This window comes from Vreelandella neptunia, from assembly GCF_000712975.1.
GTDB lineage: Bacteria > Pseudomonadota > Gammaproteobacteria > Pseudomonadales > Halomonadaceae > Vreelandella > Vreelandella qaidamensis.
The window spans coordinates 527,985-542,587 of the sequence record NZ_JHQL01000003.1 but is presented as its reverse complement, the minus strand read 5'-3'; the positions used below and the strand labels follow the sequence as shown (position 1 = coordinate 542,587).

Genomic DNA, 14,603 nt, shown 5'->3' with positions numbered 1-14,603 from the left:
AAACGAACATTTGTTTATCACCTCAAGAGATTGAAAAGTCACCAGTTAACTTTCTTTAATGGCCAATGTACGCCTAAAAGCGAATACAAACAGCCTCAAAAGTCGTTGCAAGTTCGCAAGTGATCAACTAGCCTTTCGTTATTGAAAATAAAGCGCGTAAAAATTACGATCAACGCAAGACTTCTACCGACAACATCTACCAATAACAATGACGTTAGCGAGATCGGCATGTCCTTACATCTGCAAAATATCGACCATATCGTCGGTGGTGAATCCCATATCAGTGGGATAAACCTTGAGCTGGAGCCGGGTTCTTTCAATGTGCTGCTAGGACGAACCTTAGCAGGTAAAACAACGCTCATGCGCTTAATGGCAGGCTTGGAGCCCCCAACTCGTGGGCGTATTTATATGGATGGCAACGACGTTACTGGTGTGTCAGTACGTAACCGTAATGTCTCCATGGTGTATCAGCAATTCATCAATTACCCAGGCCTTAACGTTTATAACAACATAGCGTCTCCTCTTAAGTTAGCTAAGACATCGAAGAAAGAAATCGACAAGCGCGTCAGAGAAACCGCCGCTATGCTGGGTATAGACCACTTATTAGATCGCTTACCACTAGAGCTTTCTGGTGGGCAGCAGCAGCGTACCGCCATGGGGCGTGCGCTGGTTAAAGATGCTGACCTGATCTTGTTTGATGAACCTTTGGTCAATCTTGATTACAAACTGCGTGAAGCGCTACGCGATGAACTTCGCGAGTTATTCAAATCGCGTAACTGCATTGCTGTCTATGCCACCACTGAGCCTAATGAAGCATTAGCACTAGGCGGCAATACTGCCGTGTTGCATGAAGGCAAACTGTTGCAGTACGGCCCCACCGAGCAAATTTATCGCGAGCCTAAGAGCATCTTGAGTGCTGAGATGTTTTCAGAACCGCCAATTAATATTGTGCCGGGGCATCTTACTGACAATGAAATTACCTTTGACCAAACTATTCACTTCCCTTGCGACGTGGCTCTGCGCAATCTGCCCCCTGGGGCGTATCGTTTTGGCGTCCGCGCCTCTCACGTTAGCTTAACGCCGAATGCGGCGGATGACTTAGAGCTGGAAGTTGAAGTAGAAGTCGCTGAAATCAGCGGCTCGGAAACCTTTCTGCATGTGCGACACAGCTTATTTCCTTTAGTACTTCATTTGCTGGGCATTCATACGCCTAAAGTCAACCAACGCCTTAAGATCTACTTCCCCACGCACAAGCTGTTCGTGTTTGATCAGCAGGGCTCTATCGTCCATACGCCGGAAACGCGGGGAGGCAACTAACATGGCTGAGATTGTACTGAAATCCCTTGCCCATACTTATAGCGCGAATCCTCAATCGCCTGAAGACTACGCAATCCGTCAGATGGAACACGTATGGCACCAAGGTGGTGCCTATGCCCTACTTGGGCCATCGGGCTGTGGCAAGTCCACCCTGCTGAATATTATCTCTGGGCTACTTGAGCCTTCCGAAGGGGATGTATTGTTTGATGGACAGCGCGTGAATGAGCTGCCGCCTGAGGAGCGTAATATCGCTCAGGTTTTCCAGTTCCCAGTGATCTACGACACCATGACGGTGTTTGATAATCTCGCCTTTCCATTGCGCAATATCAATATTCCAGGTCATCGCATCACGCCAAAGGTAGAGGAAGTCGCCGAAATTCTGGAGTTAACTCCGCTGCTCAAGCGCAAAGCAAAAGGGTTAACGGCCGATGAGAAACAGAAGGTCTCTATGGGGCGCGGCCTTGTCCGCGATGATGTCTCGGCAATTCTGTTCGACGAGCCATTGACGGTGATCGACCCTCAGCTCAAGTGGAAGTTACGCCGTAAGCTGAAGGAAATTCACCAGCGCTTCAATATCACCATGATTTACGTCACTCATGACCAGCTGGAAGCCTCGACCTTTGCCGATAAAATTGCCGTAATGTATGAAGGTCAGGTGGTCCAGTTTGGTACCCCCCAAGAGCTGTTTGAAACCCCCGCCCATACCTTTGTTGGCTATTTTATCGGCAGCCCCGGCATGAATTTTATGGATGTTCACTACCATGCGGGTGACGTCATCTTTGCTGATATTCCACTGCCCATGCCGCAAGCGTTTGTGGATGCTATTGCTACTGCGAAAAGCTCGAATATAAAAGTCGGCATTCGCCCCGAGTTTGTCTCTGTACATGCCTCTAAGCGTGAAGGCGCTTTACCCGCTCTTAAGCGCCAAGTTCAGGACCTAGGCACTTATTCAATTGTTACCTTTGAGCTAGCTGGTCAGACGTTTAAGGCACGCTTGCCGGAAGGTCACCCTGAATTCGGAGACGATATTTATCTCACCTTCGATCACGATCAGTTAGGGCTGTTTGTGGACGAATACCGGGTGGAGGTTACCTCATGAATAATAAAGTCTATAACAACCGCGCCTGGCTATTAGTCCTGCCAATGCTGGTACTGGTAGCGTTTTCGGCCATCATTCCTTTAATGACCGTCGTCAACTATTCAGTACAGGACGTACTAGGCCCCAACGCCAGCTTCTTTACTGGCACCGAGTGGTTTCGCACCATGCTTAACGACTCGGCGCTGCAAGCTGCATTTGGTCGGCAGATACTGTTTTCACTGATTATTCTCACCATCCAGATCCCCCTGGGCATAGGCATTGCTTTGCTTATGCCTAAGAAAGGCTGGCAGGCGTCAGCAGTGCTGATTCTGATTACGCTCCCGTTGCTAATTCCATGGAACGTTGTTGGCAGTATCTGGCAAATTTTCACCCGTGGCGATATTGGGTTAATGGGCTGGGGCCTGCGCGAGCTAGGTATTAATTACAACATCACCCGTAATGCCGGTGACGCCTGGGCAACCATTATCTTAATGGATGTATGGCACTGGACACCGCTTGTCGCGATGCTCTGCTATAGCGGGTTGCGCTCTATTCCAGAAGCCTATTATCAAGCAGCAAGAATTGACCGGGCCTCTAAATGGGCAGTGTTTCGCTATATTCAGTTACCAAAGCTCACTAACGTTTTGGTTATCGCGGTACTACTGCGTTTTATGCACTCGTTCATGATCTACGCCGAACCGTTCGTTCTCACCGGTGGAGGACCTGGCAGTTCTACTACTTTCCTAAGTCAGTCGCTTGCCACTATGGCTATCGGTCAGCAGGACTTGGGCCCTTCTGCCGCCTTCTCAATCATTTACTTCCTGGTCATTTTGCTAGTGAGCTGGGTCTTCTACACCACCATCATGCATCTGCAAAAAGACAAGAATTCACAGGGAGGCGCGTGAGATGACTTACCAACTTGAAAACACCCAACAGGGTGAAAAATACAACACTATTTTCAGTAAGGTTCCAGCAGCTGAGCGGCGCAAGCGTAACTCACGCTCTCGGTTAAGAAAGCGAGTGCTACTGGGTATTTACATTGTGCTGCTGATGCTACCCCTTTATTGGCTACTCAATATGTCGCTGCAAACTAACAGCGAGATCCTTGGGTCAATGACGCTATGGCCGCAGAACCTGACCTTTGATAATTACATTGGCATCTTCACTAACCCAAGCTGGTACATGGGGTACGTCAACTCCATCATGTATGTGGTGATGAATATGATTATCACCATGTTAGTGGCACTGCCTGCCGCCTATGCCTTTAGCCGTTACAAGTTTATCGGTGATAAACATCTATTTTTCTGGCTATTAACAAACTTGATGGCACCGCCAGCGGTCTTCCTGCTGCCCTACTTCCAGCTGTATTACTCTGTTGGGCTATTTGACACCCACATTGCGGTGGCCATGGCACATTGCTTGTTCAATATCCCGTTAGCTATTTGGATATTGGAAGGCTTTATGAGCAGCGTTCCTAAGGAAATCGACGAAACCGCTTATATCGATGGTTACAGTTTTCCTAAGTTCTTCGTCAAGATTTTCATTCCCATGATCAGTTCTGGTATCGGCGTCGTACTGTTCTTCCTATTCATGTTCTCCTGGGTTGAACTGCTGCTGGCGCGAACATTAACTGCCACTGATGCACAGCCTATCGGCATGATTATGACAAGAACATCCACGGCTTCGGGTATCGATTGGGGCACACTGGCCGCCGCCGGTATGTTAACCATCGTTCCCGGCATTCTAGTGGTTTACTTCGTACGCAATCACATCGCTAAGGGCTTTGCCCTGGGCCGCACCTAAGAGGAGTAAATCTCATGTCCTGGATGGTATGGACCTTACCGACGGCTATTTTCTTTTCTTCCATTGCGGCCATGTTAGCAGGCATGACGATCTGGGAACTGCGTTCACCCAGCATTGAAAGAAAAGGCTTTTTACCTATATCGACCACCCGAGGTGACCGCCTGTTTATTAGCCTGCTGTCAGCCGCCTTTATTCACCTGGGTGTTATTGGATTCACGTCACTTTCGATTTGGATTGCACTGGCACTATCAGCGGTATGGCTGCTGGTGTTAATGCGCTGGGGATAGCCCTAGCGTTAAGTACGGCAGTATCAAGGACGCTCATGCTATCAAGGAAGAACACAATAAAACGAGGTCAACATGCGTAATAACAAGTTCAAACTTACTACACTCGCCGCCAGTCTTATGCTCGCATCAGGGACACTGATGGCCGACGATCACGACGCACGGGCAATCGCGGAACGCTTGGTCGACGAACATTTCCAAAACTCGACCCTAAGTCGTGAAGAGCAAATTGAAGAGCTTCTTTGGTTTGCAAAAGCAGCTGAGCCATTCCGTGGTATGGATATTCAAACTGTCGCAGAAGGCTTAACCACCCACGTTTATGAAAGCGAAGTACTGGCAGAAGCATTCAGTGAGCTAACCGGCATCAATATTACTCACAATATTATTGGTGAAGGCGACGTTGTCGACACCATGCAAAACCAGATGCAATCAGGTAACAGCATCTATGACGGCTTTGTTAATGATACCGACTCTATCGGCACGCACATCCGCTACGGCACTACCATCAACCTCACGCAGGCAATGGAAAACGAATGGGCAGATTACACACTGCCCACACTGGACCTAGACGACTTTATTGGCTTGCAGTATGGCACCGGCCCAGATGGTAGCTTATTCCAGCTACCTACTCAGCAATTTGCTAACCTTTACTGGTTCCGCTATGACTGGTTCCAGCGTGAAGACCTGCAAGAGCAGTTCCGAGAAATTTACGGCTATGATCTCGGAGTGCCCACCAACTGGACGGCTTACGAAGATATTGCCGAGTTCTTTACCGATCATGTCGGTGAAATCGATGGAACTACCGTCTATGGCCACATGGATTACGGCCGTCGTGATCCATCACTTGGCTGGCGTTTCCACGACTCCTGGCTCTCCATGGCAGGCATGGGCAGTCCTGGCGTGCCGTCTGGCAACCCAGTTGACGACTGGGGCATTCGTGTCAACGAAGATAGCCAGCCGGTAGGCGCTAGCGTTAGCCGTGGCGGTGCGACCAACTCGCCAGCGTCTGTCTTTGCAATGCAAAAAGCGGTTGATTGGCTTCGTGACTACGCTCCCGAAGAAGCCCAAGGCATGACCTTTGGTGAGGCCGGCCCAGTTCCCGCCCAAGGCCATATTGCCCAGCAAATTTTCTGGTATACCGCCTTCACAGCAGACATGACCGACCCTGCCGTGGCAGTAACCGACGATGAAGGCAACCCGCTATGGCGTATGGCCCCTTCCCCCACTGGCCCGTATTGGGAAGAAGGCATGAAAGTAGGCTATCAAGACGTGGGGGCATGGACATTCTTTGACTCCACACCTGAAGATCGCCGTACCGCTGCTTGGCTATTTGCCCAGTTTACGGTGGCCAAAACAACCTCTCTTGAAAAACTGATGGCTGGCCTAACGCCTATTCGCGAGTCTGACATTTTCTCTGAACAGATGACCGAAATGGCACCTAAGCTTGGCGGTTTGGTTGAGTTCTACCGCAGCCCCAACGAATCCAACTGGACACCTACGGGCACCAACGTACCCGATTACCCACGTATGGCTCCACTGTGGTGGCAAAACCTAGCACCGGTAATGAGTGGTGAAGTTACTCCTCAAGAGGGTTTGGATAAGCTAGCAGCAGACATGGATAACACCATGCACCGCTTAGCACGCGCAAACGTCTTCGACAGCTATGCCCCAATGCTTAACGAAGAGCGCGACCCGCAATACTGGCTGGATCAAGAAGGCTCTCCTAAGCAGAAGCTTGATGATGAAATGCCGCAAGGAACTACCGTTCCTTACGATGAAATGATGGAAGCTTGGATGGAAGCGGGTACCCGCTAATCCTTTTGGGCGGGCAGTTGCCCGCCCCTTTCAGGCCGACACTAGGTTTCATCAGCGGCAAGCAAATAACAGCAGGGCTGGCTGGTCTACTTAGGCTTATTGCTTTGTTGTCATGTTGAAACCGCTACCTAAATACGGGGCTTTTTCTTTGTTAATTGGAACCGCTATGAAACTGCGTAACCGGAATATTGAGAAATTGCACACTGACGACTTTGACGCACTAATCATCGGTGGCGGCATTAATGGTGCAGCGACCGCCGCTGCGCTTGCAGGAAAAGGTGCTAAGGTCGCTTTAATAGACCGCGGTGATTTTGCGGGAAGCACCAGTATGCACTCCTCTAACTTAGTTTGGGGGGGCATTAAATATATGGAAAGCAAGGATTTCGCATTAGTTCGTAAACTGTGTAAAAGCCGTAATCACTTGATTAAAAGTTACCCTTCTACCGTTCAGGAAATTCGCTTTCTTACCACTATCAGCAAAGGTTTCCGCCATTCGCCAAAGTACTTATGGGCGGGTACCTGGCTCTACTGGCTCATGGGCAACGGCTTTACTAAGTTGCCTCGTTTACTGTCCCCTAAAAACATTAAGCAAGAAGAGCCAATTATTGATATCGAAGGTTCAATAGGCGGGTTCGAATACTCAGATGCCTACCTACACGATAATGATGCCCGGTTTGTATTTAATTTTGTTCGTCATTCGCTAAATTATGGAGCGATTGCAGCCAATTATGTTGAGTCTCTTGGTGCTGAGCGCGAGGGACAGTACTGGATAACAAAAGCGCGTAATGTGATGGATGGCAGCACGTTTAACATTCGCTCAAAAGTATTAATTAATGCTGCTGGCCCGTGGGTAGACCAGCACAACGCGCTCACCGGAGAAAAAACCACCCATCAGCACCTTTATTCAAAAGGTATTCACCTTATCGTCCCGCAATTAACCAAAACAAAACGGGTTCTTGCGTTCTTTGCCGACGATGGACGACTGTTTTTTGTCATCCCTATGGGAAACCGTACTTGTATCGGCACCACTGATACGCATATGGAACATCCAGAGGTCGATGTCACTGCTGAAGATATCGACTTCGTATTAGAAAATATCAATAAGCGCCTAACGTTAGAAAAGCCACTGACACAAGACGATATTATTTCAACACGCTGTGGTGTTCGCCCGTTAGCCATCAAAGCGGATCAAGGTAGCGATCGCGATTTTCTCCAGCTGTCGCGTAAACACGTGATCGATACCAATGCGGATAGCGCCCACATCAGTATTTTTGGCGGTAAATTAACCGACTGCTTGAATGTAGGCGATGAAATCGCTGAAGAAGTAGTTAGATTAGGCGTTAACCTCAGCGATATTGACTATCGCTGGTATGGTGAGCCGCCAGAGCCCGTTAAACAGCAATTTATGGATCAGGCTAAGCGGATGGGGTTAGATGCGATGACCGCCCCGACATCCACTGAACCACTCTCCTCGCGGCTATGGCGTCGTTATGCTGAGCAGGCCATGCAAATGCTAGAAAAGATCCGCCAAGACCCTGCGGAGGCTGATATTCTCATTGAAGGTACCGAGTATATTCGTTGCGAACTAGAGCATGCCCGGGACCATGAAATGATTACTCAATTGGAGGACTTCTTGCGCCGAAGAGCTAAGGTCTCGCTGGTTGTCCACCATGAGCAGTTGCGTCACTCTAAGGGGCTGAAAGAGGCGTGCCAAGTTCTATTTGGGGATCAAGCGGAAGAGCGCTTTGCCACCTACTTTGCTGAGAATCGCGACACATCACAGCCCTACGTTGCCCAAGCAGAGCCACAGCATACTCATTGATCAACCATCAACCATCAACAACATCAAAAAGCCGCTATCATCGATAGCGGCTTTTGCGTATTGAAGTGACCAATAAATTGTTGTTAATTCGAACGCACGCGATTTACGGCGTCTAGCCAGCCTTGATATAACGCATCCCGGGTTGTCTCTTGCATTGTTGGCGTAAAGCTCTTTTCGCACCGCCAGAGTTGTTCAATTTCTTCCAGTGTGTCGTACCAGCCCAAACGCAAGCCTGCCAAGTAAGCGGCTCCCAGCGCTGTTGTTTCAAGAATCGTGGGTCTATCTACCTGAACGTTAAGCATATCGGCTAAGAACTGCATCACCCAGCTATTCTTTACCATGCCACCGTCTACACGTAGATTACCTGGCGTAGCTTCCATATCGTCGTTCATGCAGTGTTGTAAGTCACGGGTTTGGTAACACACTGCCTGAAGCCCTGCCGCAACAATTTCGGCAATGCCAGTATCTCGGGTCAGACCAAAAATTGCCCCTCGCGCTTTAGGATCCCAATGAGGAGCACCCAAGCCAGTAAAGGCCGGCACCAAGTAAACGCTATGTCCGCTGCGAGTTTCTTTGGCAAGCGCCTCGGTCTCTGACGCATCCGCAAACAAATTCAATCCATCTCGCAGCCATTGAACAGTCGCCCCTGCAACGAAAATACTGCCTTCCATTGCATAGGTGGGCTTGCCGTTAATTCGGTAGCCTATCGTCGTTAATAGGCGGTTGCGTGATACCGACGGCGTATCTCCAGTATTGACGATCATAAAACAGCCGGTGCCATAGGTGCTTTTTCCCATCCCTGGCTGAAAGCACGCTTGACCAACCAGCGCGGCCTGCTGGTCACCTGCAACACCGGCAATGGGGATAGATGCCCCTAACCAATGCGCGTCAGTGGTACCAAAATCATCGCTGGAGTCTTTTACCTCAGGCAGCATGTTGGCAGGAACGTTGAATAACGCTAACAGTTCCTCATCCCATGTTTGATTATGAATATTAAAAATAGCTGTCCGTGACGCATTGGTGGCATCAGTGACATGCTGTTTACCATTGGTTAATCGCCAAATTAAAAAGGTATCAATAGTGCCAAACAGTAACTCACCGCGCTGTGCACGCTCGCGGGCTCCTGCGACGTTATCGAGTATCCAGGCGAGTTTGGTGGCAGAAAAATAGGGGTCTATCAAGAGGCCAGTCTTCGCTTGTACTGCCTCAGTGTGCCCTTGATCGCGGAGTGTTTGACAAAGCTCAGAGGTGCGCCGATCTTGCCAAACAATTGCATTATAGAGAGGCTTACCCGTCTCTCTATCCCATACCACCGTGGTTTCACGCTGATTAGTAATGCCAATTCCATCAATCTGCTCTGGCAAAATACTCGCTTTTTCGAGCACCTCACGACAAGTGGCAATGACAGTCTCCCAAATATTTTCGGGATCATGTTCTATCCACCCATCTTGGGGGAAGTGCTGGGGGAATTCCTGTTGAGCAACCGCCTCTATTTGGCCTTGGCGGTCAAACAAAATGGCGCGCGAGCTGGTGGTACCTTGGTCAATGGCGAGAATAAAGGAGGACATATGGCGTTCACTTTGTTGTAGGTTCTTTCGATTTTGTATGTTTTGTTTCGCTTTATTATCATTCAAGGCTACTCCAGCCGCCCCAAATGCTCAAGTATGAAACTACTCTCCTTTATCCTTAACGCATTGGCGGCCATGCTACGCCATTGATTAGGCAACATACTTAGGCGATATGTAGCGCCACGCCATGCTGGGTCAACAACTGCTGAATGGCTTCGGGAGGCTTTCGATCGGTAAATAACGCATCAAGCTGAGAAATATTGCCCTGGCGAACCACTGGGTTGCGATGAAATTTAGAGTAATCGGCAGCCAAATAAACGCGGCGCGAATTGGCAATAATCGCCTGGGCAACACGCACTTCCTGGTAATCAAATTCAAGTAGCGAGCCATCCTCATCGATGCCGCTAATCCCGATAATGCCGTAATCGACTTTAAATTGGTTGATAAAATCGATCGTGGCTTCACCAATAATCCCGCCATCGCGAGAGCGAACTTGCCCACCAGCAATAATCACGGTGAAATCTTCTTTGTGCTGAAGAATAGCTGCCACATTTAAATTATTGGTAATGATTTCTAAGCCCTGGTGTTCAAGCAATGCCTGGGCAATCATTTCATTACTGGTACCAATATTAATAAACAGCGAAGAGTGATGAGGAATTTGCTGTGCTAAGCAGTACGCAATTCGCTCTTTTTCCTCTAAATGGAGTGTTTTACGCGTGCTATAAGCGGTATTAACAGTACTCGACTCTATACCTACACCACCATGCACACGACGCACCCGCCCTTCATTTGCTAGCGTATTTAAATCACGACGAATGGTTTGTGGTGTCACTGCAAAGTGATCGGTCAGCTGCTCAATACTCATATAGCCATGCTGGCGTACCAGCTCGACGATGGCATCCTGGCGAAACTGTTGGTTCATAAGCCCGGCCTGTCCGTTATTTATTGGTTTATAAGTGCTGTTCTCTATGGGCTATAGAGTAGCAAATTTTCGAAATTCAATAATACGAACATTGGCCACTCCTCTTGTGCTCGCTAAGTAACTGCCCCATTAAAGGGGCCATACCCATAAAATGGCAGGGATAGCGACCACCATCACCACTAACGAAAGCGGCAATCCGAGCTTCCAATAATCACCAAATTGGTAACCACCCGGCCCAAGTACGAGAGTATTGGACTGGTGGCCTATCGGCGTTAAAAACGCACAGGAGGCACTCACCGCCACCACCATTAGAAAAGGGTCGAGTGACACGCCAAAGCCTTTGGCAAGACTCGCAGCAATGGGTGCCATTAATAACGCGGCGGCGGCATTATTGACGACATTGGAAAGCAACATTGAAAGAATAAAGAGTCCCGCTAATGAAACAATAATGGGCCACTCAACGCCAAACCGGAGTAATGCGTCAGCAATAATGTCGGCACCACCACTCGTTTCAAGCGCCTCTCCTACCGGTAGCATGGCCGCAAGAAGAACAATCACGGGACCATCAATGGCCTGATATCCTTCCCTCAATGGCAGGACACCAATTAGCAGGGAAATCAGCGCTGCTGAACTCATCACAACGGCTGCTGGCAGCAGATCAAATAGCATCGCAAGAATAGCGAGGGCAAAAATACCAATCGAGAGCGCTAATTTTCGTGGCTGCCCTAAATGAAGTTCACGGTTGGCCAGCGGCAAACACCCCAGGGTCGCTAAGCTATCAGCTATTTCGTTTTCACTGCCTTGTAACAGCAGAACATCGCCTGTTTGAAAACGAATGTCCCGAAGACGCTGCTTTAAACGCCCTCCATCGCGGGCCACCGCGACTAAATGCAGACCGAATTGCTGGTTTAGCCGCAGCTGGCGAACGCTTCGATTAACCATCATCGAATCGCTGCGCACTACTGCTTCAATTAACTGCAAACCCTCCGTATCAACAGGCTGGCGCTCATCCAACGGTTGTGAAGCCCCGTTTTCACTATCAGCTTCATCACGGTCAGTCTCATTATCTTCTTCTGGCTCTGCAATAGCACTCAGCCCTACTTTATCTTCTAGCAGTTTTAATTCATCAGGCCCTGCTTCTAATAATAAAATATCGCCTTCTTGAAGCACCCCATGAAATGAATACCCGGCTCTGCGATTATCTTCCCGCACCACGGCAAGTACCGGAATAGTCTCTTCTAGCTCATCATGAAGCTGATGCAGTGTCAGACCATTGGCCTTTGATTCTTCTGTCACCTTTAGCTCGACTAGGTAATTAGCCGTATCAAACATTTCCTCGGTCGACGCCTGTCCACTGCGCTTAGGCGTCAATCGCCAGCCTACCAGCACAATAAATACAAGGCCGACCAGTGCTACCACTACCCCCACTGGGGTAAAGCTGAACATACCGAAGTTTTCACCGGTGACATTGCCGCGGTAGGTAGAAATAATGATGTTAGGCGGCGTACCAATCAGCGTGGTTAAACCGCCCAGCAATGAACCAAAAGCAAGCGGCATCAACAGTAGCGATGGCGACGTATTATGTTCACGGGCAAGACGCATTGCCACCGGCAACAGCAGCGCCAGCGCACCCACATTATTCATTACCCCAGAAAGCACCACGACCGTACCAACCAACACCAGCAACTGCAGCAGCAGTCGCTCACCTACTTTCAGAACTTGGTTGGCAATAATATCGACGACACCAGAACGTTCAAAGCCACGGCTAATCACTAGCACTGCGGCCACTGTAATGACAGCCGGGTGCCCAAACCCCATAAAGGCATCATCTGCGGGAACCAGCCCTAGCATTACCGAACCGAGCAACGCCGCAAGCGCGACTAAATCATAGCGAAACCGCCCCCACATAAAAGCAGCAAGCGTTAACCCCAAAACGATAAAAACCAGCGTGCTGGGCGTAAGCCCAATGCTTTCCATTATCATGCGATGTCCTTCTCCTTGGGTTGGGTACGCTCGGCTTATGCGCCAACTAACAACACATTAGATGATGACTATACGACCGTATAGTCTTAGGAGAGCAGAACAATAAAAGAACAATAAAAAGCCTGACGAGGCCAGGCTTTTATATAAAACAGTTGATTAAAAACTACTTTTTCATTCGTGCTAGCAATCGCTCAACCGCTTCAAGATGCTCCGGCTCGTTATGACACATGCCTTGAAAAACTGCACACACATCTAAAAATGCTTTTAACTCCATATCTGGCGCCAATTTCATCAACCGCTTGGTTAAGCGGGTCGCTTTTGGCGGCTGTGCCGCGATACGCGTAGCATGAGTCATGGCGGTAGTCATTAATGCATCCGGTGCAACCACTTCCAATACCACACCATAAGCTAACGCTTCTTCGGCATTGATAATCCGGCCTGAAAGCGTCAGCTCGAAAGCGCGTTGATAGCCTATCTGACGCTGCATAAACCAAGCGCCTCCATCACCTGGAATGATCCCTAGGTTTAAAAAGGTTTCACCAAACGTAGCGTTGCTAGAAGCAACGCGAATATCCGCCATATTGGCTAGGTCAAATCCCGCCCCAATGGCTGCGCCATTGACAGCTGCGATAATTGGCACCTCGACGTTACTTAGCGCCAACGGTATGCGCTGAATACCTCGACGGTAGCGTTCAGCCACTTCCGCTACATCGCCTGCGAAATCGCCCCCACGTTCAGCCATGTCTTTGACGTTACCCCCGGCGCAGAAAGCAGATCCCGCACCAGTGATCACTAATACAGATACGTCACTTGCGGTATTCAGCCACTCAGCCGTTGTGACGATATCATCAACCAGTGCGGTGCCCGTTAGCGCATTACGCACATCGTGGCGGTTTAAGGTCAGCGTTGCCACCCGGTGCTCCAGGGTCAGGGTAGCATCGATAAGTTTAGGTGACGCCTGGCTCATTGATTGCACTCCACAGGTATTCGGGCTAAGGCAGAAGAATAGTTGAGCCTGTTGTTTTACGGCTTTGCAGGGCATCTTGTGCCTTTCCTGCATCCTGGAGCGGGTAGCGATTGGCTACATCAATACGAAGCTTGCCGCTTTCGATCATGGCAAAAAAGTCATCGCACATCATTTCAAGACGCTCACGGGTATCCGCATAGCCGTTCAGACTTGGCCGCGTTACATACAGCGCACCTTTTTGGTTCAGAATACCAATGTTCACGCCATCTACTGGTCCAGATGCATTGCCAAAGCTAACCATTAGCGAACGAGGCTTTAGACAATCTAACGACATTTCCCAGGTATCTTTTCCTACCGAATCATAAACGACGTCGCACATATCACCATTGGTTAGCTCGCGCACCCGCTCAACCACATTCTCTTCGCTGTAGTTGATCGTCGCCCATGCCCCATTGGCCATGGCAAGGTCAGCTTTCTCCTTTGAGCTAACCGTACCGATTAACTTAACGCCCAGCGCCTTGGCCCACTGGCAAGCTATCGAACCAACGCCACCAGCAGCAGCATGAAAAAGAATGGTCTCGCCGCCCTTTAATTCATAGGTTTGGCGCAGCAAGTACTGCACGGTTAAGCCTTTCAGCATGCTGGCCGCTGCGGTTTCAAAATCAATAAAGTCCGGCAGCTTGACCACTTTGGCGGCTGGCAACGTATGCAATTCTGCATAGGCACCTAAGGGGCCTTGGGCATACGCTACTCGGTCTCCCTCTTTTAAATGGGTAACGCCTTCACCTACAGCGTCGACAACCCCGGCACCTTCCGTCCCTAAGCCAGAAGGCATGGAGGGCGCAGGATAAAGCCCCGTCCGAAAATAGATATCAATAAAATTCAGGCCTACTGCTTTATTCTCAATGCGCACTTCGCCAGCATCGGGAGCTTTAGGCTCTGTCTCGACCCACTCCAATACCTCTGAACTACCCGTTTTTGAAAATTGGATACGCTTTGGCATCTGGATAAACTCCTATTGTTAATTATTGGATATATAGCAGG

12 protein-coding genes are annotated in these 14,603 nt (G+C 49.4%); 7 read left to right on the top strand and 5 right to left on the bottom strand.

The window, feature by feature from the left end:
- The first annotated feature begins 228 nt into the window (after nt 1-228).
- The 7 genes from CR46_RS0110525 (at nt 229) to CR46_RS0110495 (ending at nt 8,119) form a co-directional block, all read left to right on the top strand.
- Nucleotides 229-1,317: an ABC transporter ATP-binding protein gene (locus tag CR46_RS0110525; RefSeq protein WP_030072636.1), complete on the top strand. Its 1,089-nt coding sequence runs from the start codon at nt 229-231 to the stop codon at nt 1,315-1,317.
- A 1-nt stretch (nt 1,318) separates the two neighbouring features.
- The gene (locus tag CR46_RS0110520) at nt 1,319-2,416 is read left to right on the top strand and encodes an ABC transporter ATP-binding protein (protein ID WP_030072634.1); all 1,098 of its coding nucleotides are present in this window, start codon (nt 1,319-1,321) and stop codon (nt 2,414-2,416) included.
- Nucleotides 2,413-3,300 carry a carbohydrate ABC transporter permease gene (locus CR46_RS0110515; protein ID WP_030072632.1) on the top strand — a complete coding sequence of 296 codons (888 nt, stop codon included), beginning with the start codon at nt 2,413-2,415 and terminating at the stop codon, nt 3,298-3,300. The genes CR46_RS0110520 and CR46_RS0110515 overlap by 4 nt, the downstream gene beginning before the upstream one ends.
- 1 nt (nt 3,301) lies before the next feature.
- Entirely contained in the window at nt 3,302-4,198 is an 897-nt protein-coding gene (locus tag CR46_RS0110510; protein WP_030072630.1) for a carbohydrate ABC transporter permease, read from the top strand.
- A 14-nt stretch (nt 4,199-4,212) separates the two neighbouring features.
- The gene (locus CR46_RS0110505; RefSeq protein WP_009724636.1) at nt 4,213-4,485 is read left to right on the top strand and encodes a DUF2160 domain-containing protein; all 273 of its coding nucleotides are present in this window, start codon (nt 4,213-4,215) and stop codon (nt 4,483-4,485) included.
- A 72-nt stretch (nt 4,486-4,557) separates the two neighbouring features.
- On the top strand, nt 4,558-6,297 hold the full coding sequence (locus CR46_RS0110500) for an ABC transporter substrate-binding protein (RefSeq protein WP_030072628.1): 1,740 nt from the start codon (nt 4,558-4,560) through the stop codon (nt 6,295-6,297).
- Between the two features lie 166 nt (nt 6,298-6,463).
- The gene (locus CR46_RS0110495) at nt 6,464-8,119 is read left to right on the top strand and encodes a glycerol-3-phosphate dehydrogenase/oxidase (RefSeq protein WP_030072626.1); all 1,656 of its coding nucleotides are present in this window, start codon (nt 6,464-6,466) and stop codon (nt 8,117-8,119) included.
- A gap of 83 nt (nt 8,120-8,202) precedes the next feature.
- Here the strand turns inward: CR46_RS0110495 and glpK are convergent, their stop codons facing one another.
- From glpK to CR46_RS0110470, 5 genes are all read right to left on the bottom strand, one after another.
- The gene (glpK, locus tag CR46_RS0110490; RefSeq protein WP_030072624.1) at nt 8,203-9,687 is read right to left on the bottom strand and encodes a glycerol kinase GlpK; all 1,485 of its coding nucleotides are present in this window, start codon (nt 9,685-9,687) and stop codon (nt 8,203-8,205) included.
- Nucleotides 9,688-9,850: 163 nt separating this feature from the next.
- The gene (locus CR46_RS0110485; protein WP_030072622.1) at nt 9,851-10,609 is read right to left on the bottom strand and encodes a DeoR/GlpR family transcriptional regulator; all 759 of its coding nucleotides are present in this window, start codon (nt 10,607-10,609) and stop codon (nt 9,851-9,853) included.
- Nucleotides 10,610-10,738: 129 nt separating this feature from the next.
- Complete coding sequence (locus CR46_RS0110480; protein WP_030072620.1) at nt 10,739-12,592, bottom strand: SLC13 family permease; 1,854 nt, start codon at nt 12,590-12,592, stop codon at nt 10,739-10,741.
- Between the two features lie 163 nt (nt 12,593-12,755).
- Nucleotides 12,756-13,559, bottom strand: coding sequence for an enoyl-CoA hydratase-related protein (locus CR46_RS0110475; protein WP_030072618.1), 804 nt, complete (start codon nt 13,557-13,559; stop codon nt 12,756-12,758).
- Between the two features lie 25 nt (nt 13,560-13,584).
- Nucleotides 13,585-14,562 (bottom strand): NADPH:quinone reductase, encoded by a 978-nt coding sequence (locus CR46_RS0110470; protein WP_030072617.1) that lies wholly within the window; start codon nt 14,560-14,562, stop codon nt 13,585-13,587.
- Between the last annotated feature and the right edge of the window lie 41 nt (nt 14,563-14,603).